Origin of the sequence: Streptomyces sp. NPDC005706 (assembly GCF_040631045.1) — a bacterium.
Taxonomy (GTDB): domain Bacteria; phylum Actinomycetota; class Actinomycetes; order Streptomycetales; family Streptomycetaceae; genus Streptomyces.
In genome coordinates this window covers 117635-141671 of record NZ_JBEXYS010000004.1, presented here as the reverse complement: position 1 = coordinate 141671, position 24037 = coordinate 117635, and the positions used below count along the sequence as shown (strand labels likewise).

General features: G+C 70.9%; 19 protein-coding genes. 16 read left to right on the top strand and 3 right to left on the bottom strand.

Going from position 1 to position 24037, the window contains the following annotated elements:
* Position 1: 1 nt before the first annotated feature.
* The 3 genes from secF to ABZ478_RS09650 all read left to right on the top strand — a co-directional run bounded on the left by secF (position 2) and on the right by ABZ478_RS09650 (position 4410).
* Entirely contained in the window at positions 2–1111 is a 1110-nt protein-coding gene (gene secF / locus ABZ478_RS09660) for a protein translocase subunit SecF (protein ID WP_359546930.1), read from the top strand.
* Entirely contained in the window at positions 1108–1656 is a 549-nt protein-coding gene (locus tag ABZ478_RS09655) for an adenine phosphoribosyltransferase (protein ID WP_359546929.1), read from the top strand. The genes secF and ABZ478_RS09655 overlap by 4 nt, the downstream gene beginning before the upstream one ends.
* A gap of 240 nt (positions 1657–1896) precedes the next feature.
* Entirely contained in the window at positions 1897–4410 is a 2514-nt protein-coding gene (locus ABZ478_RS09650) for a RelA/SpoT family protein (protein WP_359546927.1), read from the top strand.
* 62 nt (positions 4411–4472) lie between these two features.
* On the opposite strand, the gene ABZ478_RS09645 is transcribed toward ABZ478_RS09650, so the two are convergent.
* Together ABZ478_RS09645 and ABZ478_RS09640 are read right to left on the bottom strand one after the other, a co-directional pair.
* Complete coding sequence (locus ABZ478_RS09645; protein WP_359546925.1) at positions 4473–5702, bottom strand: DUF349 domain-containing protein; 1230 nt, start codon at positions 5700–5702, stop codon at positions 4473–4475.
* 153 nt (positions 5703–5855) lie between these two features.
* Entirely contained in the window at positions 5856–6689 is an 834-nt protein-coding gene (locus ABZ478_RS09640) for a peptidylprolyl isomerase (RefSeq protein WP_359546924.1), read from the bottom strand.
* Between the two features lie 180 nt (positions 6690–6869).
* Between ABZ478_RS09640 and ABZ478_RS09635 the strand changes: the two genes are divergently transcribed.
* The 5 genes from ABZ478_RS09635 to rpsD all read left to right on the top strand — a co-directional run bounded on the left by ABZ478_RS09635 (position 6870) and on the right by rpsD (position 12069).
* Positions 6870–7577, top strand: coding sequence for an MBL fold metallo-hydrolase (locus tag ABZ478_RS09635; protein WP_359546922.1), 708 nt, complete (start codon positions 6870–6872; stop codon positions 7575–7577).
* Positions 7578–7589: 12 nt separating this feature from the next.
* Positions 7590–8852, top strand: a complete 1263-nt coding sequence (gene hisS / locus ABZ478_RS09630; protein ID WP_359546920.1) for a histidine--tRNA ligase — start codon at positions 7590–7592, stop codon at positions 8850–8852.
* Between the two features lie 228 nt (positions 8853–9080).
* A complete protein-coding gene (locus ABZ478_RS09625; protein ID WP_358938210.1) occupies positions 9081–9737 on the top strand; it encodes a vitamin K epoxide reductase family protein in 657 nt (218 codons plus the stop codon).
* A gap of 56 nt (positions 9738–9793) precedes the next feature.
* A complete protein-coding gene (locus ABZ478_RS09620; protein ID WP_359546918.1) occupies positions 9794–11149 on the top strand; it encodes a replication-associated recombination protein A in 1356 nt (451 codons plus the stop codon).
* Between the two features lie 305 nt (positions 11150–11454).
* On the top strand, positions 11455–12069 hold the full coding sequence (rpsD, locus tag ABZ478_RS09615) for a 30S ribosomal protein S4 (RefSeq protein WP_108957064.1): 615 nt from the start codon (positions 11455–11457) through the stop codon (positions 12067–12069).
* Positions 12070–12075: 6 nt separating this feature from the next.
* On the opposite strand, the gene ABZ478_RS09610 is transcribed toward rpsD, so the two are convergent.
* A complete protein-coding gene (locus ABZ478_RS09610) occupies positions 12076–14256 on the bottom strand; it encodes an AAA family ATPase (RefSeq protein ID WP_359546916.1) in 2181 nt (726 codons plus the stop codon).
* Between the two features lie 163 nt (positions 14257–14419).
* Between ABZ478_RS09610 and ABZ478_RS09605 the strand changes: the two genes are divergently transcribed.
* From ABZ478_RS09605 to aroB, 8 genes are all read left to right on the top strand, one after another.
* Positions 14420–14860: a DUF948 domain-containing protein gene (locus ABZ478_RS09605; RefSeq protein ID WP_359547500.1), complete on the top strand. Its 441-nt coding sequence runs from the start codon at positions 14420–14422 to the stop codon at positions 14858–14860.
* A gap of 9 nt (positions 14861–14869) precedes the next feature.
* Positions 14870–15217 carry a hypothetical protein gene (locus tag ABZ478_RS09600; protein WP_359546914.1) on the top strand — a complete coding sequence of 116 codons (348 nt, stop codon included), beginning with the start codon at positions 14870–14872 and terminating at the stop codon, positions 15215–15217.
* Positions 15217–17889, top strand: coding sequence for an alanine--tRNA ligase (gene alaS, locus ABZ478_RS09595; RefSeq protein WP_359546912.1), 2673 nt, complete (start codon positions 15217–15219; stop codon positions 17887–17889). Before ABZ478_RS09600 ends, alaS begins: the two co-directional genes overlap by 1 nt.
* Positions 17890–17903: 14 nt before the next feature.
* Entirely contained in the window at positions 17904–18368 is a 465-nt protein-coding gene (ruvX, locus tag ABZ478_RS09590) for a Holliday junction resolvase RuvX (protein ID WP_358938222.1), read from the top strand.
* Between the two features lie 120 nt (positions 18369–18488).
* Positions 18489–20171 (top strand): endolytic transglycosylase MltG, encoded by a 1683-nt coding sequence (gene mltG, locus ABZ478_RS09585; protein ID WP_359546910.1) that lies wholly within the window; start codon positions 18489–18491, stop codon positions 20169–20171.
* Positions 20152–20991: a shikimate dehydrogenase gene (locus ABZ478_RS09580; RefSeq protein WP_359546908.1), complete on the top strand. Its 840-nt coding sequence runs from the start codon at positions 20152–20154 to the stop codon at positions 20989–20991. The genes mltG and ABZ478_RS09580 overlap by 20 nt, the downstream gene beginning before the upstream one ends.
* A 165-nt stretch (positions 20992–21156) precedes the next feature.
* A complete protein-coding gene (gene aroC / locus ABZ478_RS09575; RefSeq protein ID WP_359546906.1) occupies positions 21157–22341 on the top strand; it encodes a chorismate synthase in 1185 nt (394 codons plus the stop codon).
* 32 nt (positions 22342–22373) lie between these two features.
* A complete protein-coding gene (gene aroB, locus ABZ478_RS09570) occupies positions 22374–23987 on the top strand; it encodes a 3-dehydroquinate synthase (protein ID WP_359547498.1) in 1614 nt (537 codons plus the stop codon).
* The last annotated feature ends 50 nt before the right edge of the window (positions 23988–24037 follow it).

The following is a 24037-nucleotide window of genomic DNA, read 5'->3' as shown; positions in this document are numbered from 1 at the left end:
GATGTCGAAACTCGGCAACCTCGGCGCTCGACTGCACCGCGGCGAGATCAGCTACGACTTCGTCGGCAAGCGCAAGATCTGGTACGGCGTCTCCATCCTGATCACCATCACGGCCATCGTCGGCCTGGCGGTGCGCGGCCTGAACATGGGCATCGAGTTCCAGGGCGGCGCGGTCTTCACGACGCCGACGAAGATGAGCACGTCGGTGGCCCAGGCGGAGGAGTTCGCGACGAACGCCTCCGGTCACGAGGCCGTCGTGCAGAAGCTCGGCAACGGCAGCCTGCGCATCCAGATCGCCGGCATCGACACCGACAAGTCCGACCAGATCAAGCAGACGCTGGCCAAGGACCTGAACCTCAACCCCGAGAAGCTCAACGCCGACCTGGTCGGTCCGAGCTGGGGCGAGCAGATCGCCAGCAAGGCCTGGCAGGGCCTGGCGATCTTCATGGTGCTCGTCGTGATCTACCTGGCGATCGCCTTCGAGTGGCGCATGGCCATCGCGGCCCTCGTCGCGCTGATCCACGACATCACCATCACGACCGGCATCTACGCCCTGGTGGGCTTCGAGGTCACGCCCGGCACGGTCATCGGTCTGCTGACGATCCTCGGTTACTCGCTCTACGACACGGTCGTCGTCTTCGACAGCCTCAAGGAGCAGACGAAGGGCATCACGAAGCAGACCCGCTTCACCTACAGCGACATCGCCAACCAGTCGATCAACGGCACGCTGGTGCGTTCCATCAACACCACGGTGGTCGCCCTGCTCCCGGTGGCGGGTCTGCTGTTCATCGGCGGTGGCTTCCTCGGGGCCGGCACCCTGAACGACATCTCGCTGTCGCTGTTCGTCGGTCTCGCGGCCGGCGCGTACTCCTCGATCTTCATCGCCACCCCGCTCGTCGCCGATCTCAAGGAGCGCGAGCCGGCGATGAGGGCGCTCCGCAAGCGCGTCATGGCCAAGCGCGCGCAGGCCGCCGCCGGCGAGGAGGCCGAGCCGGCGCGGCTGGGCGAGGGTGACGAGCACGATGACGCGGCAGCCGCCGTGGTGGGACCCCGCAACCAGCCCGCCTCCCGCACCAGGGGTCGCGGCCGGCCCTCGGGGAAGCGCCGATGACCGAGCTCGCCGACATCACGTCGCTGCTGCTCAGCCGCATCCGGGACGTGGCCGACTACCCCGAGCCGGGCGTGATGTTCAAGGACATCACCCCGCTGCTCGCGGACCCGGCGGCGTTCTCCGCGCTGACCGACGCGCTGGCCGCGATCGCCACCGAGACGGGCGCGACCAAGGTCGTCGGACTGGAGGCCCGGGGCTTCATCCTGGGCGCACCGGTCGCGGTCCGCGCGGGCCTCGGTTTCATCCCGGTCCGCAAGGCGGGCAAGCTGCCGGGCGCGACACTGCGCCAGGCGTACGACCTGGAGTACGGCTCGGCGGAGATCGAGGTGCACGCGGAGGACCTGGCGTCCGGCGACCGGGTGCTGATCGTCGACGACGTGCTGGCCACGGGCGGCACCGCCGAGGCCGCGATCCAGCTCATCCAGCGGGCGGGCGCCGAGGTCTCGGGGCTCGCGGTCCTCATGGAGCTGGGCTTCCTGAGCGGCCGGGACCGCCTGGAGCCGGCGCTCGGTGAGGCGCCGCTGAGGGCGCTCCTGCGGATCTGACATCTCCGCGCCGGCAACGGCCGTCCCCGGTGTCTTCGGGGGCGGCCGTTCGTCATGCCGCCACCTCTCGCCCCCCGGATTCCCCTCCACGTCATCACCGAGGAATCCCGGGGGAGTCCCTCGCGTTTCAGGGGTAGACGGTCCTGACGGCGGCCTGCGGGCGATGACAAGGCACAGGATCGCTACCATGGGGTTTCCGGAGCCTGACCGGGGGACCCGGATCGCGCACGAGGAGTCCTCTTGCCAGACGAGGCCCAGCCACTGACCGCCGCCAAGCCCGAGCCCGCCTCGGCGCCCACGGCCAAGCCCGCGCGGAACGTGTCGTCCGCGAAGAACGACACCCGCGGGGCGGTCGAGCACGCCCAGGCCGCGCCCGTCGAGAAGACGCCCGAGGTCACCCGCCCCAAGCCGGCCCCGCCTGTGCGCCCCGCCGCCGGCCAGCCCGCCCGCTCCGGCTCCTCCAACCGCGTCCGCGCCCGCCTCGCCCGCCTCGGCGTCCAGCGCGCGAACCCGTACAACCCCGTCCTGGAGCCGCTGCTGCGGATAGTGCGCAGCAACGACCCCAAGATCGAGAACGCCACGCTGCGCCAGATCGAGCGCGCCTACCAGGTCGCCGAGCGCTGGCACCGGGGGCAGAAGCGCAAGAGCGGCGATCCGTACATCACGCATCCGCTCGCCGTCACCACCATCCTCGCCGAACTGGGCATGGACCCGGCCACCCTCATGGCGGGGCTGCTGCACGACACCGTCGAGGACACCGAGTACGGCCTGGAGGACCTGCGCCGCGACTTCGGCGACGTGGTCGCCCTGCTCGTCGACGGCGTGACCAAGCTGGACAAGGTCAAGTTCGGCGAGGCCGCGCAGGCCGAGACCGTGCGCAAGATGGTCGTGGCGATGGCGAAGGACCCGCGCGTCCTGGTCATCAAGCTCGCCGACCGCCTGCACAACATGCGCACCATGCGCTACCTCAAGCGCGAGAAGCAGGAGAAGAAGGCGCGCGAGACGCTGGAGATCTACGCCCCGCTGGCACACCGGCTGGGCATGAACACCATCAAGTGGGAGCTGGAGGACCTCGCCTTCGCGATCCTCTACCCCAAGATGTACGACGAGATCGTGCGGCTGGTCGCCGAGCGGGCGCCGAAGCGCGACGAGTACCTCGCCATAGTGACCGACGAGGTCCAGTCCGATCTGCGCGCCGCGCGCATCAAGGCGACCGTCACCGGCCGTCCGAAGCACTACTACAGCGTCTACCAGAAGATGATCGTCCGCGGCCGTGACTTCGCGGAGATCTACGACCTGGTGGGGATTCGTGTACTTGTCGACACGGTCCGGGACTGCTACGCGGCCCTGGGCACCGTGCACGCGCGATGGAACCCGGTGCCCGGCCGGTTCAAGGACTACATCGCGATGCCGAAGTTCAACATGTACCAGTCGTTGCACACGACGGTCATCGGGCCCAACGGCAAGCCCGTCGAGCTGCAGATCCGCACCTTCGACATGCACCGGCGCGCCGAGTACGGCATCGCCGCGCACTGGAAGTACAAGCAGGAGGCCGTCGCCGGCGCCTCCAAGGTCCGCACGGACGTGCCCAAGGCCTCCGGCAAGGACAAGGACGCCATCAACGACATGGCGTGGCTGCGGCAGCTGCTGGACTGGCAGAAGGAGACCGAGGACCCCGGCGAGTTCCTGGAGTCCCTGCGCTTCGACCTCTCCCGCAACGAGGTCTTCGTCTTCACGCCGAAGGGCGACGTCATCGCGCTCCCGGCCGGGGCGACGCCGGTGGACTTCGCGTACGCCGTCCACACCGAGGTCGGCCACCGCACCATAGGAGCACGGGTCAACGGCAGGCTCGTACCGCTCGAGTCCACCCTGGACAACGGCGACCTGGTGGAGGTCTTCACCTCCAAGGCGCCCGGCGCCGGCCCCTCCCGCGACTGGCTCGGTTTCGTCAAGTCGCCGCGCGCCCGCAACAAGATCCGGGCCTGGTTCTCCAAGGAGCGCCGCGACGAGGCGATCGAGCAGGGCAAGGACGCCATCGTGCGGGCCATGCGCAAGCAGAACCTGCCCATCCAGCGCATCCTCACCGGCGACTCGCTGGTCACCCTCGCGCACGAGATGCGCTACTCGGACATCTCCGCGCTCTACGCGGCGATCGGCGAGGGCCACGTCTCCGCGCAGAACATCGTCCAGAAGCTGGTGCAGGCCCTCGGCGGCGAGGAGGCCGCCACCGAGGAGATCGACGAGACGGTCCCGCCGGCCCGCGGCCGCGGCCGCAAGCGGCGCTCCAGCGCCGACCCGGGAGTCGTCGTCAAGGGCGTCGACGACGTGTGGGTCAAGCTGGCCCGCTGCTGCACGCCCGTACCCGGCGACCCGATCATCGGCTTCGTCACGCGCGGCAGCGGTGTATCGGTTCACCGCAGCGACTGCGTGAACGTCGAGTCACTGTCCCGCGAGCCGGAGCGCATCCTCGACGTCGAGTGGGCGCCCACCCAGTCCTCGGTCTTCCTGGTCGCCATCCAGGTCGAGGCGCTGGACCGCTCCCGGCTGCTGTCGGACGTCACCCGGGTGCTGTCCGACCAGCACGTCAACATCCTGTCCGCGGCCGTGCAGACGTCCCGCGACCGGGTGGCCACCTCCCGCTTCACCTTTGAGATGGGCGACCCCAAGCACCTCGGTCACGTCCTCAAGGCCGTGCGGGGCGTGGAGGGGGTCTACGACGTCTACCGCGTGACCTCGGCGCGCAGCCGGGCGTAGCAGGACACACGAGAGGGCCCCATACGCCTGTATGGGGCCCTCTCGTCCGTGCGGTGGGGTACTCAGCCGCCGAACTCCTGCAGGCCCTTCAGGGCCTGGTCCAGAAGCGCCTGGCGGCCTTCCAGCTCCCGCTCCAGCTTGTCGGCCCTGGCGTTGTTGCCCTGGGCGCGAGCATGCTCGATCTGCGCCCGCAGCTTGTCCACGGCGGCCTGGAGCTGGCCGGTCAGACCCGCGGCACGCGCGCGTGCCTCCGGGTTCGTCCGGCGCCACTCGGCCTCCTCGGCCTCCTGCAGCGCCCGCTCGACCGTGTGCATCCGGCCCTCGACCTTCGGACGCGCGTCCCGCGGGACATGCCCGATGGCCTCCCAGCGCTCGTTGATCGAGCGGAAGGCCGCCCGCGAACCCTTCAGGTCCGAGATCGGCAGGAGCTTCTCGGCCTCCTCGGCCAGCTCCTCCTTCAGCTTCAGGTTCTCGGCCTGCTCCGCGTCCCGCTCGGCGAAGACCGAGCTGCGGGCCGCGAAGAACACGTCCTGGGCGCCGCGGAAGCGGTTCCACAGATCGTCCTCGTGCTCGCGCTGGGCGCGGCCCGCGGCCTTCCACTCCGTCATCAGATCGCGGTAACGGGCCGCCGTCGCGCCCCAGTCCGTCGAACCGGACAGCGCCTCGGCCTCGGAGACCAGCCGCTCCTTGGTCAGGCGGGCCTCCTCGCGCTGCGCGTCGAGCTGCGCGAAGTGCGCCTTGCGCCGCTTGGAGAACGCCGACCGGGCGTGCGAGAAGCGGTGCCACAGCTCGTCGTCCGACTTGCGGTCGAGCCGCGGCAGACCCTTCCAGGTGTCCACCAGGGCGCGAAGCCGCTCACCGGCCGCCCGCCACTGATCGGACTGCGCGAGCCGCTCCGCCTCGGCGACCAGGTCCTCCTTGGCCCCGCGGGCCTCGTCGGACTGCTTGGCCCGCTGCGCCTTGCGCTCCTCACGACGGGCCTCGACGGTCTCCACGAGCTTGTCGAGGCGGGTCCGCAGCGCGTCGAGGTCGCCCACCGCGTGGTGCGCGTCCACCTGCTCGCGCAGGTGGTCGATCGCGGTGCGGGCGTCCTTCGCCGACAGGTCGGTGGTCTTGACTCGCTTCTCGAGGAGGCCGATCTCGACAACCAGGCCCTCGTACTTGCGCTCGAAGTAGGCAAGCGCCTCCTCAGGGGAGCCGGCCGCCCAGGAACCGACGACCTGCTCGCCATCGGCCGTACGCACGTACACGGTCCCCGTCTCGTCGACGCGGCCCCACGGGTCGCTGCTCACAGCGCCTCCTCCACATGATGCCCGCGAGGGGCCTCAGCGCCCCCGGGCATCGTCCACAGTTTCGTCACGGCCAACATAGGCGACCGGCGGGTGACCTGTCCGCATCCAGCGCGGGCGAATTGCGCCGGCGGCCGCTCCGGGATTCCCGGCGGGTCAGGACTTGGTGACCGTCGCCTTGTCGATCACGACCGTCGCGTTCGGAGCGGTGTTCCCGGTGGTCGGGTCGGCCGCCTGGGCACCGGCCTGGGCGATCTTCTTGAGCACCTTCATGCCCGACTCGGTGATCGTCCCGAACGGCGTGTAGCTGGGCGGCAGCGGGCTGTCCTTGTAGACGAGGAAGAACTGGCTGCCACCGGTGTGCTTCTGTCCGGTGTTCGCCATCGCGACCGTGCCGGCCGGGTAGGTGTTGCCCTTCAGGCTCTTGTCCTTGAGGTTCTCGTCCGGGATGGTGTAGCCCGGTCCGCCGCTGCCGGTGGCCGTCGGGTCGCCGCACTGGAGCACGAAGATGCCCTCGGGGGTGAGCCGGTGGCACTTGGTGTGGTCGAAGTAGCCCTTGCCCGCGAGGAAGGAGAACGAGTTCACCGTGTGCGGGGCCGCCGACGCCTTCAGCGACATGTCGACGTCACCGCACGTCGTCGCGAGCTTCATCGTGTACTTCGCCGACGTGTCGATCGTCACCGCCGGCTCCTTCTTCCAGCTCAGCTTCTTCACCGAGCCCGCCGCCGGCTTCCCGCACGGGTCCGGCGCCTTGCTGCTCGGCGAGGCGCTCGGCGACACGTCCGCGCCGGCGCTGGTCTTCTTGTCGTCGTCGTTCTTCAGCACGCCGGTCGTGTACAGCGCGACGCTGCCGATCACGACCACGCCGAGCACCGACGCGATCACGGAGTTGCGCATGCGTGCCTTGTGCCGCGCGCTGGTGCGCCGCTGCTGCTGCCGCAAGAACTTCTCCCGGGCGAGCTGACGCCGCCGCTGCTCCTGGCTGACCACCGGGTTCTCTCCTCATGCGTGTCGTGTTGCCGACGGTACGCGTGCGTCCTGTGAGCCGACGGCCGCGTGTAGCCCCGTACCGTATATGGGTTCGCTGAGGAAACGGCAGCGCCGGTAGGCTTCCGGACCACAGGCGGCCTGCTCGCAGGCCCTCCCGTATCGACACAACGAAGGACGATCGTGCTCATTGCCGGGTTCCCCGCCGGGGCCTGGGGGACGAACTGTTATCTCGTCGCCCCCGCCGCCGGTGAGGAGTGCGTGATCATCGACCCGGGCCACGAGGCCGCCGACGGAGTCGAGGAAGCGCTGAAGAAGCATCGGCTCAAGCCCGTCGCCGTCGTCCTCACCCACGGCCACATCGATCACGTGGCCTCGGTCGTCCCCGTGTGCGGCGCGCACGACGTACCGGCCTGGATCCACCCGAGCGACCGGTACATGATGAACGATCCCGAGAAGGCGCTCGGCCGCTCCTTCGGCATGCCGCTCCTGGGCGAACTGACCGTGGGCGAGCCGGACGACGTCCGGGAGCTGACCGACGGCGCGCGGCTGGAGCTGGCCGGTCTCACGTTCTCCGTCGCGCACGCACCGGGCCATACCAAGGGGTCGGTGACCTTCCGGATGCCCGGGGCCGCGGACATCCCGCCGGTCTTCTTCTCCGGGGATCTGCTGTTCGCCGGCTCCGTCGGACGCACCGATCTGCCGGGTGGCTCCACGGAGGACCTGCTCGACTCGCTGGCCCGTGTGTGCCTGCCGCTCGAGGACTCCACCGTGGTGCTGTCCGGCCACGGCCCCCAGACGACCATCGGCCAGGAGCGCGCCACCAACCCCTATCTGCGGCAGGTGGCGGCCGGCCAGGGAGCCCTCCGGGCTCCCCGACGAGGAATGTGACGAGAGACTTCCGTGAGCACCTTCCAGGCCCCCAAGGGCACCTACGACCTGATCCCGCCGGCCTCCGCCACCTACCTGGCGGTCCGCGAGGCGATCGCGGCCCCGCTGCGCGACTCCGGCTACGGCTACGTCGAGACCCCCGGCTTCGAGAACGTCGAGCTGTTCGCGCGCGGTGTCGGTGAGTCCACCGACATCGTCACCAAGGAGATGTACGCCTTCGAGACCAAGGGCGGCGACCGGCTCGCCCTGCGCCCCGAGGGCACGGCGTCCGTGCTGCGCGCCGCCCTGGAGGCCAACCTGCACAAGGCGGGCAACCTCCCGGTCAAGCTGTGGTACTCCGGCTCGTACTACCGCTACGAGCGCCCGCAGAAGGGCCGCTACCGGCACTTCTCCCAGGTCGGCGCCGAGGCGATCGGGGCCGAGGACCCGGCGCTGGACGCCGAGCTGATCATCCTGGCCGACCAGGCCTACCGCTCGCTCGGCCTGCGCGACTTCCGCATCCTGCTCAACAGCCTGGGCGACAAGGAGTGCCGGCCGGTGTACCGGGCCGCGCTGCAGGAGTTCCTGCGCGCCCTGGACCTGGACGAGGACACCCGCCGCCGCGTCGAGATCAACCCGCTCCGGGTCCTGGACGACAAGCGCGAGTCGGTGCAGAAGCAGCTGACCGGCGCGCCGCTGCTGCGCGACTACCTGTGCGACGCCTGCAAGGCGTACCACGAGGAGGTCCGCGAGCTGCTCACCGCGGCGGGCGTGGTCTTCGAGAACGACCCGAAGCTGGTCCGCGGCCTGGACTACTACACCCGGACCACCTTCGAGTTCGTGCACGACGGCCTCGGCTCCCAGTCCGCGGTGGGCGGCGGCGGCCGCTACGACGGTCTGTCCGAGATGATCGGCGGCCCCGCGCTGCCGTCCGTGGGCTGGGCCCTGGGCGTCGACCGCACGGTCCTCGCCCTGGAGGCCGAGGGCATCACGCTCGACCTGCCGTCCACGACCAGTGTCTACGCCGTCCCGCTCGGCGAGGAGGCCCGCCGGGTCCTGTTCGCGAAGGTCACCGAGCTGCGCAGGATCGGGGTCGCGGCGGACTTCGCCTACGGCGGCAAGGGCCTGAAGGGCGCCATGAAGAACGCCAACCGCAGCGGCGCCCGGTACGCGATCGTCGCCGGCGAACGGGATCTCGCCGAGGGCGTCGTGCAGCTCAAGGACCTGGAGTCCGGCGAGCAGACGCCGGTCGGCGTGAACGAGATCGTGGCGGAGCTGGAGTCGCGGCTCGGCTGAGCGCACGCGCGCGTGGGCGCCGGACACTCCCGACGGGGGTGTCCGGCGCCTTTGCCATGGGCGGCGCGGCCGCTGTCCGGAGCCGTACGCACCGGGCCGGGCAGCCGAACGCACCGGCCCGGTCATACGTACATGCTTATGCGGAGCGAACGGTGAAGCCCCGCGCGCGTGCGGCAGAATGAGGCTTGCCCGAAGAAGGCCCACCTCTCGAGTGACGGAATCGGCGTGATGAGCAAGACGACAGTCAAGGACGTCTCCAGCGAGCCCGGGTCCGGGCAGACTGCCGGCGCACCGCGCACGGCGGGCGGCAGCCGCGCCTTCGCCATCCTGCTGGTGATCACCGGCGCCGCCGGGCTGCTGGCCGCCTGGGTCATCACCCTCGACAAGTTCAAGATCCTCGAGGCCAAGGTCGCGGGCAAGACGTTCACCCCCGGCTGCAGCCTCAACCCGGTCGTGTCCTGCGGCAGCGTCATGGAGAGCAAGCAGGCCGCCGTCTTCGGCTTCCCCAACCCGATGCTCGGCCTGGTCTGCTATGGCATCGTCATCTGCGTCGGCGTGAGCCTGCTGGCACGCGCCCGCTTCCCGCGCTGGTACTGGCTGACCTTCAACTTCGGCACACTCTTCGGCGTCGCCTTCTGCACCTGGCTGCAGTTCCAGTCCCTGTACCGGATCAACGCGCTCTGCCTGTGGTGCTCGCTGGCCTGGGTCGCCACGATCGTCATGTTCTGGTACGTGACCTCGTTCAACGTCCGCAACGACTTCCTGCCGTCCCCGCGGTGGCTCAAGTCCTTCTTCGGCGAGTTCACCTGGGTCGTACCGGTCATGCACGTCGGCGTCATCGGCATGCTGGTGCTCACCCGGTGGTGGGACTTCTGGACCGGCTGACGGTCGGACGGCGGCCCTGAGACGGGACTGTCGGTGCGGTGTTTTAGGGTTTCTGCGTGGAGCCCGACCTGTTCACCGCCGCAGCAGAAGAACGCCAGGAGAAGGATCCCGCCGCCAGCCCGCTGGCGGTGCGGATGCGTCCGCGCACCCTCGACGAGGTGGTGGGCCAGCAGCACCTGCTGAAGCCCGGCTCGCCACTGCGCCGGCTGGTGGGCGAGGGCGCGGGCGGACCCGCCGGACCGTCCTCGGTGATCCTCTGGGGTCCGCCCGGCACGGGCAAGACGACCCTCGCGTACGTCGTGTCCAAGGCCACCGACAAGCGCTTCGTCGAGTTGTCGGCCATCACCGCGGGCGTCAAGGAGGTCCGCGCGGTCATCGACGGCGCCCGCCGCGCCACCGGCGCTTTCGGCAAGGAGACCGTCCTCTTCCTCGACGAGATCCACCGCTTCAGCAAGGCCCAGCAGGACTCCCTGCTCCCCGCGGTCGAGAACCGCTGGGTGACCCTGATCGCCGCGACCACCGAGAACCCCTACTTCTCGGTGATCTCCCCGCTGCTGTCCCGCTCCCTGCTGCTCACCCTCGAACCGCTCACCGACGACGACGTCCGGGGGCTGCTGAAGCGGGCCCTCACCGACGAGCGCGGACTGGGGGACGCGGTCGCCCTGCCCGGCGACACCTGCGACCACCTCCTGCGCATCGCCGGCGGCGACGCCCGCCGCGCCCTGACCGCGCTGGAGGCCGCCGCCGGGGCCGCCCTGGACCAGGGCGAGAGCGAGATCAGCCTCCAGACGCTCGAGCAGACCGTCGACCGCGCCGCGGTGAAGTACGACCGCGACGGCGACCAGCACTACGATGTCGCCAGCGCCCTGATCAAGTCCATCCGCGGCTCCGACGTCGACGCCGCGCTGCACTACCTGGCCCGCATGATCGAGGCCGGCGAGGACCCCCGCTTCATCGCCCGCCGCCTGATGATCTCCGCGAGCGAGGACATCGGCCTCGCCGACCCGAACGCCCTGCCCACAGCGGTCGCCGCCGCCCAGGCCGTCGCCATGATCGGCTTCCCGGAGGCCGCCCTCACCCTCAGCCACGCCACCATCGCCCTCGCGCTCGCCCCCAAGTCCAACGCCGCCACCACCGCGATCGGCGCCGCGCTGGAGGACGTCCGCAAGGGACAGGCCGGCCCCGTCCCGCCGCATCTGCGGGACGGGCACTACAAGGGCGCGGCCAAGCTCGGCCACGCCCAGGGCTACGTGTACCCGCACGACCTGCCCGAGGGCATCGCCCAGCAGCAGTACGCCCCCGACGCCCTCAAGGACCGCGAGTACTACACGCCGACCCGGCACGGCACGGAGGCCCGGTACGCGGACGCGGTGGAGTGGACGCGCAAGCACCTCGGTCGCAAGCGGTCCTGAGCAGCCTGTAGACTGCCCCGAAGTGCTGAGTCCCGCGCAGTCAGAGCGGGACAGCCAGCCGGAGACCCGGTCCTTCGAGGACCGGCTCCAGGAGCGTCGCGCACCGTCGAACGGTGTCGCGGGCAGCCCACCACCACCCGGAGTCCCGGGAGCGGTCGGTGGGCCACTCGCGTGCTGCACGTATGTGCCCAGATCAGGGGAGCGGCTGCCCGGCAGGTCCCGAGCGGACCCGGCGGGTTTCCCCGGCTGCGGATGCGACCTCCCTCAACCCTGACAAGCCGAAAACCAGGAAAGAGAAACAGACAGTGGCGAACCAGTCCCGCCCCAAGGTCAAGAAGTCGCGTGCCCTCGGCATCGCGCTGACCCCGAAGGCCGTCAAGTACTTCGAGGCCCGCCCCTACCCGCCGGGTGAGCACGGCCGCGGCCGCAAGCAGAACTCGGACTACAAGGTCCGTCTGCTCGAGAAGCAGCGTCTGCGCGCGCAGTACGACGTGTCCGAGCGCCAGCTCGTCCGCGCCTACGAGCGTGCCTCCAAGGTCCAGGGCAAGACCGGTGAGGCCCTGATCATCGAGCTCGAGCGCCGTCTCGACGCGCTGGTCCTGCGTTCGGGCATCGCCCGCACGATCTACCAGGCCCGCCAGATGGTCGTCCACGGCCACATCCAGGTCAACGGCCAGAAGGTCGACAAGCCGTCCTTCCGTGTCCGTCCGGACGACGTCGTGCAGGTCCGCGACCGCTCCAAGGACAAGACGCTCTTCCAGGTCGCCCGTGAGGGTGGCTTCGCCCCCGACGGTGAGACCCCGCGCTACCTGCAGGTGAACCTCAAGGCCCTGGCGTTCCGCCTGGACCGTGAGCCGAACCGCAAGGAGATCCCGGTGATCTGCGACGAGCAGCTCGTCGTCGAGTACTACGCCCGCTGATCCCGGTCACGGCGTAGGCACTCCGCCCGCCGCCTCCCCGCCCTCACGGGTGCGGGAGGCGGCGGGTTCGCGTTTTCCGGCCTCCCCGCGCGCGTGCGGCAGCGGTCCGCGCGGGGAGGGCACCCCGTGCGGCGGCCGGACCCCGTCGTGTGCCAGCGCCCGGGCCACGGCCGCCTCCCGGTCCAGCCGGGCCCCCTCGGTCAGCAGCTCCCCGTACCGCTCGTCGCCGAGGGACCGCCGGGCCGCCGCCTCGCACAGCTCGTGCGGGGCGTTGTAGTGGACCGAGCCGAACAGCGGCAGCCCGACCGACGGCCACAGCCGGCCCGCGGCGCCCTGGAGGACCGCCGCCTCGGCCGGGTCGCCCTCGGACACCGTCACCAGGGCCAGCAGTTCCAGCGACAGCACCGAGCCGAGCAGGTCGTGGAAGGCGTGCGCGCTGCCCAGGCAGTCCACGAGCAGCTCCCGCGCACGGTGCTGCTCCCCGTCCCGCCAGGACGCGTACGCCAGCACGTACAGCGCGTACGAGCGGGCCCAGTGCTCCCCGTGGTCCTCGCACACCTCGCGCACGTCCTCGCACAGCCGTACCGCGTCCGCCAGGTCGCCCTGGAACGCCCGTGCCATCGCCAGCTCCACCTGGCTCATCAGGACGTTGCTGTTCAGCTCGCCGATCTCCTGGTACCGCCCGAGCGCCGAGCGCAGCAGCCGCTCCGCCCGCGCCATGTCGTCCGTCACCAGTGCCAGACAGCCCGCGCGGTGCTCCGCGTACGCCACCGCCGTGCCGTCCGCGACCCGCTCCGCCTGCTCCCGGCACTCCCGCAGCGCCGCAAGCGCCGGCACGGTGTCGCCCTGGAGGATCGCCACGTAGCCGAGCACCCACAGCGCCTTCAGCCGTGACCGCTCGTACCCCGACTCCAGTTCCACGCTGCGCTCCAGCCAGCGCCGCCCCTCCGACAGCCGCCCGCACCCCGCCCAGCAGAACCACAGCGAACCCGCCAGGTACTGGCCCAGATGCGCCTCCTCCGGCTCGGTGAGGCAGAACTCCAGGGCGCCCCGCAGATTCGGCAGCTCCGCCTCGACCCGCGCGGCCACCTCCCGCTGCCGCGGCGAGAACCAGTCCAGCTCGCACATCGTGGCCAGGCCCAGGCACCAGTCGCGGTGCCGCCGCCGCAGCCGGGCCGTGTCCCCGGCGGCCTCCAGCCAGTCGGCGCCGTAGGCCCGGACGGTGTCCAGCATCCGGTATCGGGGGCCCGTCGCCGTCTCCTCGCGGGTCACCAGCGACTGGGCGAGCAGTTCCGACAGCACGTCCAGGACGTCCTCGGCGGGCAGCCCGTCCCCGCTGCACACGTACTCGGCCGCGTCCAGGTCGAAGGTCCCCGCGAACACCGACAGCCGCGCCCAGAGCAGCCGCTCGGCCGGAGTGCACAGCTCATGGCTCCAGCCGATCGCCGTGCGCAGCGTCCGGTGCCGCGGCAGGGCGTCCCGGGCGCCACCGGTCAGCAGCCGGAACCGGTCGTCGAGACGCTCGAGCAACTGGGCCGGGGACAGCGCCCGCAGCCGCCCGGCGGCCAGCTCCACCGCCAGCGGAATCCCCTCGAGACGCAGGCACAGCTCCCGAACCGCGGGGCGGTCGTCCACCTCGGCGCCGTGCTGCCGGGCCCGGTCGGCGAACAGCTCCACGGCTTCGTCCGTGCCGAGCGGCGCCAGCGGGAACAGCCGCTCGCCCGCCAGCCCCAGCGGACGCCGTCCCACGGCCAGCACCCGCAGCTCCGGCAGCCCGCGGAGCAGCTCCGCCACCAGTTCGGCACAGGCCTCCACCAGATGCTCGAACCCGTCCAGCACCAGCAGGAGGCGGCGGCCCGCGAGATGGCCGAGCAGCGACTCGCGGAGCGGCCGCGTGGTGTGGTCGGTCAGACCCAGCGCCTCCGCCACCGCGTACTCGACGAACAGCGGGTCCTGGACCGGCGCCAGCTCGACCCGCGACACCCCGTCCCCGGCCGCCGTCCGCAGCGCCGCCCGGAGCGCGAGCCGGGACTTCCCCACCCCGCCGGCACCGGTCACCGTCACCAGCCGGGACGACGTCATCGCCTCGGCCAGCCCGCCGAGTTCGGCCGTACGCCCGATGAAGGCGGTGAGTTCGAGGGGCGGATCGCCGTCCGCGCGGGAGCCTGGACGCTGAGGACCTCGCATGGGACACGGAGCGTACTGAACCGTGTTCATTCCGTACAATCGCTTCCCGCGACTCCGCCCGCCGCCGACGGTAATCCGGTACGGAGCCCCATCACCGGCGCGATAGGCTCGGTGCACTGCTTTTCTCATGGTTCCGATGTTCAGAGCACGTATCAGGGAGCGGGTGCGCACAGTGTCCGGTGGAGAGGTGGCCGGGATCCTGGTGGCCGTCTTCTGGGCGATCCTGGTCTCCTTCCTCGCCGTCGCACTGGCGAGGGTGGCCCAGACGCTCAAGGCGACGACCAAGCTCGTGGCGGATGTCACCGACCAGGCCGTCCCGCTGCTCGCGGACGCCTCGGCGGCCGTGCGCTCCGCGCAGACCCAGATCGACCGGGTCGACGCGATCGCCTCCGACGTCCAGGAGGTCACGTCGAACGCCTCGGCGCTCTCCTCCACCGTCGCCTCCACCTTCGGCGGGCCGCTGGTCAAGGTCGCGGCCTTCGGCTACGGCGTCCGCCGGGCCCTCGGCGGCCGCAGGGAGGACGCGCCCGCGAAGCCGCCCCGGCGCACGGTGATCGTGGGCCGCACGGTTCCCGCCGCACGACGCAAGCGGAAGAAGGACTGAGACCCAGCGATGTTCCGCCGTACGTTCTGGTTCACCTCGGGCGTCGCCGCCGGTGTGTGGGCCACCACCAAGGTCAACCGCAAGCTGAGGCAGCTGACTCCGGAGAGCCTCGCCGCCACCGCGGCCAACAAGGCCCTGGAGACCGGCCGGAGACTGAAGGACGGCGCGGTCGGCTTCGCGCTCGACGTGCGCGACAACATGGCCCAGCGGGAGGCCGAACTGGGGGAGGCGCTGGGCATCGACGCCGACCCCGAACTCCCCGCGCCCGGGCGGTACGCCGCCCTGGAGAACAAGCGCAGCAACCCGAAGTACATCGAGAACACGACGTACTCGCACAACCGGAATGAGGACCACTGATGGAGTCGGCCGAGATTCGCCGCCGCTGGCTGAGCTTCTTCGAGGAGCGCGGGCACACCGTCGTCCCTTCGGCGTCGCTCATCGCGGACGACCCGACTCTGCTCCTCGTCCCCGCCGGCATGGTGCCCTTCAAGCCCTACTTCCTGGGTGAGGTCAAGCCCCCCTTCGCGCGCGCCACCAGCGTGCAGAAGTGCGTGCGCACGCCCGACATCGAAGAGGTCGGCAAGACCACCCGGCACGGCACCTTCTTCCAGATGTGCGGCAACTTCTCCTTCGGCGACTACTTCAAGGAAGGCGCCATCAAGTACGCCTGGGAGCTGCTCACCTCGCCCCAGGACAAGGGCGGTTACGGCCTCGACCCCGAGCGCCTGTGGATCACCGTCTACAAGGACGACGACGAGGCCGAGCGCATCTGGCACGAGGTCGTCGGTGTGCCCAAGGAGCGCATCCAGCGCCTGGGCATGAAGGACAACTACTGGTCCATGGGCGTCCCCGGCCCCTGCGGCCCCTGCTCCGAGATCAACTACGACCGCGGCCCCGAGTTCGGCGCCGAGGGCGGCCCCGCCGTCAACGACGAGCGGTACGTGGAGATCTGGAACCTCGTCTTCATGCAGTACGAGCGCGGCGAGGGCACGGGCAAGGACAACTTCGAGATCCTCGGCGAACTGCCGAGCAAGAACATCGACACCGGCCTCGGCCTCGAGCGGCTCGCCATGATTCTGCAGGGCGTGCAGAACATGTACGAGATCGACACCTCCATGGCCGTCATCGACAAGGCCACCGAGCTGACCGGTGTGGCCTACGGCGACGCCCACGGCTCGGACGTCTCCCTGCGCGTGGTCACCGACCACATGCGCACCGCCACCATGCTCATCGGTGACGGCGTCACCCCGGGCAACGAGGGCCGCGGCTACGTGCTGCGCCGCATCATGCGCCGCGCCATCCGCAACATGCGCCTGCTCGGCGCCACCGGCCCGGTCGTCAAGGACCTGATCGACGTCGTCATCGGCATGATGGGGCAGCAGTACCCGGAGCTGGTCACCGACCGCGAGCGCATCGAGAAGGTCGCCCTCGCCGAGGAGAACGCCTTCCTGAAGACGCTGAAGGCCGGCACCAACATCCTCGACACCGCCGTCACCGAGACCAAGCAGTCCGGCGGCACGGTCCTCTCCGGCGACAAGGCGTTCCTGCTCCACGACACCTGGGGCTTCCCGATCGACCTCACCCTGGAGATGGCCGGCGAGCAGGGCCTCGCCGTGGACGAGGACGGCTTCCGCCGCCTGATGAAGGAGCAGCGGGAGCGCGCCAAGGCCGACGCCCAGGCCAAGAAGACCGGCCACGCCGACATGGGCGCCTACCGCGAGATCGCCGACTCCGCCGGTGCCACCGACTTCATCGGCTACAGCGACACCGAGGGCGAGACCACGATCGTCGGTCTGCTCGTCGACGGCGTCTCCTCCCCGGCCGCCTCCGAGGGCGACGAGGTCGAGGTCGTCCTCGACCGCACCCCGTTCTACGCCGAGGGCGGCGGCCAGATCGGCGACACCGGCCGGATCAAGGCCGACTCCGGTGCCGTGATCGAGATCCGCGACTGCCAGAAGCCGGTCCCGGGCGTCTACGTCCACAAGGGCGTCGTCCAGTTCGGCGAGGTGACCGTCGGCGCCAAGGCCCACGCCTCGATCGACGCCCGGCGCCGCAAGGCCATCGCCCGCGCCCACTCGGCCACGCACCTGACCCACCAGGCGCTGCGCGACGCCCTCGGCCCGACGGCCGCCCAGGCCGGTTCCGAGAACCAGCCCGGCCGCTTCCGGTTCGACTTCGGCTCCCCGGCCGCCGTCCCGACGGCCGTCATGAGCGACGTCGAGCAGAAGATCAACGAGGTGCTCGCCCGCGACCTCGACGTGCACGCCGAGGTCATGGGCATCGACGACGCCAAGAAGCAGGGTGCCATCGCGGAGTTCGGCGAGAAGTACGGCGAGCGCGTCCGCGTGGTGACCATCGGCGACTTCTCCAAGGAGCTGTGCGGCGGCACGCACGTGCACAACACCGCCCAGCTGGGTCTGGTCAAGCTGCTCGGCGAGTCGTCGATCGGCTCCGGTGTGCGGCGTATCGAGGCCCTGGTCGGCGTCGACGCCTACAACTTCCTCGCCCGTGAGCACACGGTCGTCGCCCAGCTCCAGGAGCTGGTCAAGGGCCGTCCGGAGGAGCTTCCGGAGAAGATCTCCGCCATGCTCGGCAAGCTGAAGGACGCCGAGAAGGAGATCGAGAAGTTCCGCGCCGAGAAGGTGCTGCAGGCTGCCGCCGGTCTCGCCGGGTCCGCCAAGGACGTCCGGGGTGTCGCGCTCGTCACCGGCCAGGTCCCGGACGGCACGACCCCCGACGACCTGCGCAAGCTGGTCCTCGACGTACGTGGCCGCATCCAGGGCGGCCGGGCCGCCGTGGTCGCCCTGTTCACGGTCAACAACGGCAAGCCGCTGACCGTCATCGCCACCAACGAGGCCGCCCGGGAGCGCGGTCTCAAGGCCGGTGAACTGGTCCGGACCGCCGCCAAGACGCTCGGCGGCGGCGGTGGCGGCAAGCCGGACGTCGCCCAGGGCGGCGGCCAGAACCCGGCCGCGGTCGGCGAGGCCGTCGACGCCGTCGAGCGGCTCGTCGCCGAGACCGCGAAGTAGGGAAGCGGCCGGAGATGCGCAGAGGACGACGGCTCGCGATCGACGTCGGGGACGCCCGGATCGGGGTCGCCTCGTGCGACCCCGACGGGATCCTCGCCACCCCGGTGGAGACCGTCCCGGGCCGGGACGTCCCCGCCGCCCACCGCCGGCTGCGGCAGCTGGTGGAGGAGTACGAGCCGATCGAGGTCGTCGTCGGGCTCCCTCGCTCCCTCAAGGGGGGCGAGGGCCCGGCCGCGGCCAAGGTCCGCGCCTTCGTCCAGGAGCTGGCCAAGGGCATCGCACCGGTGCCGGTCCGCCTGGTGGACGAGCGGATGACGACCGTGACGGCCAGTCAGGGACTGCGCGCCTCGGGGGTGAAGTCGAAGAAGGGCCGCTCCGTGATCGACCAGGCCGCCGCCGTCATCATCCTGCAGCAGGCCCTGGAATCCGAACGGGTGTCAGGTAAAGCACCCGGCGAGGGCGTCGAAGTGGTCATCTGATCGCGATACGGTAACGTTCCGCGCGATGCGGCGGTGTTCGAACAGCCGCCGCACAGCAAGAGGCGGAACGGGATCCGGCCCCGGCCGCGTGACCGTCCGCCTCGCGGCTCTAGGGGATCGATGACTGAGTATGGCCGGGGCCCTGGCTCCGAACCGTGGCATCCGGAGGACCCGTTGTACGGGGACGACGGATGGAGAGGGCAGCAGACCCACGCGGGTCAGCAGTCCCTCTACGACGGCCAGGCGCAGCAGCAGTACCCGCAGCAGCCGCAGCACGGCGACTGGACCCAGGGCGGGCAGCCCGGTTACGACCAGCAGCAGTACTCGTACCACCCCGAGCAGGGCCGGCAGCAGTACGGCCAGCAGTACCCCGGCCAGGACCAGCAGTACGCCGCGCACACCCAGCAGCAGTACCAGCACCAGGACGTCTGGAACACGAGCGGCGCCCAGGGCCAGGTGCCGTACCCGGCCGATCCCGGCGACCCGTACGGCCAGCAGCCCGCCGCCTACGGCGCGCAGCAGCACGACTTCTACCGCACCGAGGACGCCTACCCGCCGCCCGAGCCGCCCGGCCGCCGGCGTCCCGAACCGGAACCGGAACCCGCGGCCGACGAGGAGGAGCACGCCTTCTTCTCGGGCGAGGACGACGAGGACGACGCCGAACACGAGCTGCAGAGCAGGCGTGAGCGGCGGGGCAAGGGCAAGAAACCCGTCAAGGGCAAGAAGCGGCGCAACGGCTGCGCCTGCCTGGTCGTCTGCCTGGTGTTCGGCGGGGGCCTCGGCGGAGCCGGCTATTTCGGCTGGAAGTTCTACCAAAATCGTTTCGCCCCGGCCCCCGACTACGCGGGCGAGGGGACCAGCCAGAGCGTGACCGTCGAGATCCCCAAGGGCGCCGGCGGCTGGGAGATCGGGCGGCGGCTGAAGGAAGCGGGCGTGGTCAAGAGCGCCGACGCTTTCGTGAGCGCCCAGGGGCAGAACCCCAAGGGGGCCACCATCCAGGCCGGCGCGTATCTCCTGAAGAAGGAGATGTCCGCCGCCAGTGCCGTGCAGCTGATGCTGGACCCGAGGAGCCAGAGCAATGTGCTCGTCAAGCCGGGCGAGCGCAACGCACAGGTGTACCAGGCCATCGACAAACAGCTCGGTGTCTCCGCCGGTACCACGAAGAAGGTCGCCAAGGCGCAGTACAAGAACCTCGGGCTGCCGAGCTGGGCGCAGAACAGCGGCTCCGTCCAGGACCCGCTGGAGGGCTTCCTGTGGCCGGCCACGTATCCGGCCGCGAAGGGCATGAAGCCCGAGGCGGTCCTGAAGCAGATGGTCGCCCAGTCCAAGCAGAAGTACGCCCCGTACAACCTGCCCGCCAAGGCGAAGGCCATGGGCCTGAAGAACGCGTTCGAGCTGCTCACCGTCGCGAGCCTGGTCCAGGCGGAGGGCAAGACGCACGACGACTTCCGCAAGATGGCGGAAGTGATCTACAACCGTCTCAAGCCCGACAACACCGAGACCAACCGGTTGCTGCAGTTCGACTCGACCTACAACTACCTCAAGGGCACGAGCAACATCCATATCTCCGAGAAGGAGATCAACAGCAACCCGAGCCCCTACAACACCTACACCAACAAGGGCCTTCCGCCCGGTCCGATCGGAAACGCGGGCGATGACGCACTGCGGGCGACTCTGAATCCGACACACGACGGCTGGATGTATTTCGTGGCGACCGACGGTGTGAACAACACCGAATTCGCCCGGACCAACGAGGAATTCGAAAAGCTCAAGGAAAAGTTCAATGCCTCCTCGGGCAACTGACGCCCGCCGGGCCGCCGTGCTCGGCTCGCCCATCGCCCACTCGCTCTCCCCGGTGCTGCACCGGGCGGCCTACGACGCCCTCGGGCTCGGCGGCTGGTCGTACGACCGCTTCGAGATCGACGAGGCCGCGCTGCCCGGCTTCCTCGACGGGCTCGGACCGGAGTGGGCGGGGCTGTCGCTGACCATGCCGCTCAAGCGGGCGGTCATCCCGCTGGTGGACGAGATCAGCGACACGGCGGCCTCCGTCGACGCGGTCAACACGGTCGTCCTCACCGAGGACGGCCGCCGCGTCGGCGACAACACCGACATCCCGGGCATGGTGGCGGCGCTGCGCGAGCACGGCATCGAGGAGGTCGGGTCGGCGGCGATCCTCGGCGCCGGCGCGACCGCGTCGTCCGCGCTCGCCGCGCTGTCCCGGATCTGCACCGGCGAGGTGGTGGCCTACGTGCGCAGCGAGGCCCGCGCCGCCGAGATGCGGCAGTGGGGCGAACGGCTCGAGGTGGACGTCCGCACGGCGGACTGGGCGGACGCCGAGCAGGCGCTGCACGCCCCGCTGGTGATCGCCACCACCCCGGCCGGCACCACCGACGCCCTCGCCGCCGCCGTGCCCGAGCGCCCCGCCACCCTGTTCGACGTGCTCTACGACCCCTGGCCGACCGAGCTGGCGGCCCGCTGGTCCATGTTCGGCGGCGCGGTGGTCGGCGGCCTCGACCTGCTCGTCCACCAGGCCGTCCTGCAGGTCGAGCGGATGACCGGCCGCTCCCCGGCGCCCCTGGAGGCCATGCGGCACGCCGGCGAGAAGGCGCTCGCCGGGCGCTGACCGCCCGATTCCGCGTCCGTCTGCTGGACCGGACGCCGGATCGGGACCCCGGACGTGGGAGGATCGGTGGTGGCGGGCCGGGGTCGCGCACCCGGTCGCGTCGTCGCCGTACGCGAGGACACGCGTACCCAGGGCAGTACCGGGCGCGAACACTGAGGAGCACCGTTGAGCAGGTTGCGTTGGCTGACCGCGGGGGAGTCCCACGGTCCCGCACTTGTCGCGACGCTGGAGGGGCTTCCCGCCGGCGTGCCGATCACCACGGAGATGGTGGCGGACCACCTGGCGCGGCGGCGGCTCGGCTATGGCCGCGGTGCGCGCATGAAGTTCGAGCGGGACGAGGTCACCTTCCTCGGCGGTGTCCGGCACGGCCTCACCCTCGGCTCGCCGGTCGCGATCATGGTGGGCAACACCGAGTGGCCCAAGTGGGAACAGGTCATGGCGGCCGACCCGGTCGACCCCGAGATCCTGGACGGCCTCGCGCGCAACGCGCCGCTGACCCGGCCCCGGCCCGGCCACGCCGACCTCGCGGGCATGCAGAAGTACGGCTTCGACGAGGCCCGCCCAATCCTGGAGCGCGCCTCCGCCCGGGAGACCGCCGCCCGCGTGGCGCTCGGCGCGGTGGCCCGGTCGTACGTGAAGGAGACGGCCGGCATCGAGATCGTCTCCCACGTGGTCGAGCTGGCCTCCGCCAAGGCCCCCCAGGGCGTCTACCCGACGCCGGCCGACGTCGAGCGGCTGGACGCCGACCCGGTGCGCTGCCTGGACGCCGACGCGTCGAAGGCGATGGTCGCCGAGATCGACCAGGCCCACAAGGACGGCGACACCCTCGGCGGCGTGGTCGAGATCCTGGCCTACGGCGTGCCGGTGGGCCTGGGCTCGCACGTGCACTGGGACCGCAAGCTGGACGCGCGCCTCGCCGGCGCCCTCATGGGCATCCAGGCGATCAAGGGTGTCGAGATCGGCGACGGCTTCGAGCTCGCGCGGGTGCCGGGTTCGAAGGCGCACGACGAGATCGTGCGGACCGACGAGGGCATCCGGCGCGTGTCCGGCCGCTCCGGCGGTACCGAGGGCGGTCTGACCACCGGTGAGCTGCTGCGCGTGCGGGCCGCGATGAAGCCGATCGCGACCGTGCCGCGGGCCCTGCAGACGGTGGACGTGGCCACCGGCGAGGCCACCCAGGCGCACCACCAGCGCTCCGACGTCTCCGCCGTGCCGGCCGCGGGCATCGTCGCCGAGGCGATGGTCGCCCTGGTCCTCGCGGACGCGGTGGCGGAGAAGTTCGGCGGCGACTCGGTCGCCGAGACCAGCCGCAACGTCCGGTCGTACCTCGACAACCTGCGGATCCGGTGAGCGCGGTGCCTGCCGTCGTGCTCGTCGGCCCGATGGGCGTGGGCAAGTCCACCGTGGGCCGGCTGTTGGCCGAGCGGCTCGGAACCGGGTTCCGGGACACCGACGAGGACATCGTGGCGGCCGAGGGCCGGACCATCGCCGACATCTTCGTGGAGGAGGGCGAACCCGCCTTCCGCGCCATCGAGAAGCAGGCGGTGCACCGCGCCGTCACCGGGCACGAGGGCGTCCTGGCGCTCGGCGGCGGAGCCGTCCTCGACGCGGACACCCGGGCGCTGCTCGCCGGCCACCGGGTGGTCTACCTCTCCATGGACGTGGAGGAGGCCGTCAGGCGCACCGGCCTCAACGTGGCCCGCCCGCTGCTCGCGGTCAACCCCCGCAAGCAGTGGCGCGAGCTGATGGAGGCGCGCCGGCACCTGTACGAGGAGATCGCCACCGCCGTCGTGGCGACGGACGGCCGCACCCCCGAAGAGGTCACCCGAGCAGCGCTGGACGCACTGGAGTTGAAGACCGCACTTCCCGGGGGGCAACCCCCGGCCCCCCGGCCGGAGGACTTGATGGCAAGCGGAGTCACGAAGATCCAGGTCGCCGGCAGCGCCGGTACCGACCCCTACGAGGTGCTGGTCGGCCGGCAACTCCTGGGCGAGCTGGCCGGGCTGATCGGCACGAAGGCCAAGCGGGTGGCGGTGATCCACCCGGAGGCGCTGGCCGAGACCGGCGATGCGCTCCGCGCCGATCTGGCGGAGCAGGGCTTCGAGGCCGTCGCCGTCCAGGTGCCCAACGCCGAGGAGGCCAAGACCGCCGAGGTCGCCGCCTACTGCTGGAAGGCGCTCGGCCAGTCCGGCTTCACCCGCACCGACGTCATCGTCGGCGTCGGCGGCGGCGCGACCACGGACCTCGCCGGGTTCGTGGCCGCGACCTGGCTGCGCGGGGTGCGCTGGATCGCGATCCCGACCACCGTGCTCGCCATGGTGGACGCGGCGGTCGGCGGCAAGACCGGCATCAACACCGCCGAGGGCAAGAACCTGGTGGGCGCCTTCCACCCGCCGGCCGGTGTGCTCTGCGACCTCGCCGCGCTGGACTCCCTCCCGGTCAACGACTACGTGTCCGGGCTCGCCGAGGTCATCAAGGCCGGCTTCATCGCCGACCCGGTGATCCTGGACCTCATCGAGTCCGACCCCGAGGCCGCCCGGACCCCGGCGGGACCGCACACGGCAGAGCTGATCGAGCGTTCGATCCGGGTCAAGGCCGAGGTGGTCTCCTCCGACCTCAAGGAGTCGGGTCTCAGGGAGATCCTCAACTACGGCCACACCCTGGGCCACGCCATCGAGAAGAACGAGCGCTACAAGTGGCGGCACGGCGCCGCGGTCGCGGTCGGCATGCACTTCGCCGCCGAACTCGCCCGCCTGGCGGGCCGGTTGGACGACGCGACGGCGGACCGCCACCGGACCGTCCTGGAAGCGGTCGGGCTGCCGCTGCACTACCGCTACGACCAGTGGCCCAAGTTGCTGGAGACGATGAAGGTCGACAAGAAGTCCCGCGGTGACCTGCTGCGCTTCATCGTGCTCGACGGACTGGCCAAGCCGACCGTGATGGAGGGCCCGGACCCGGCGGTCCTGCTCGCCGCCTACGGAGAAGTGGGCCAGTAAGCACCCCGCTGTACCACTCCGTCCGATTCCCTTCGCGCAACGGGCACTTC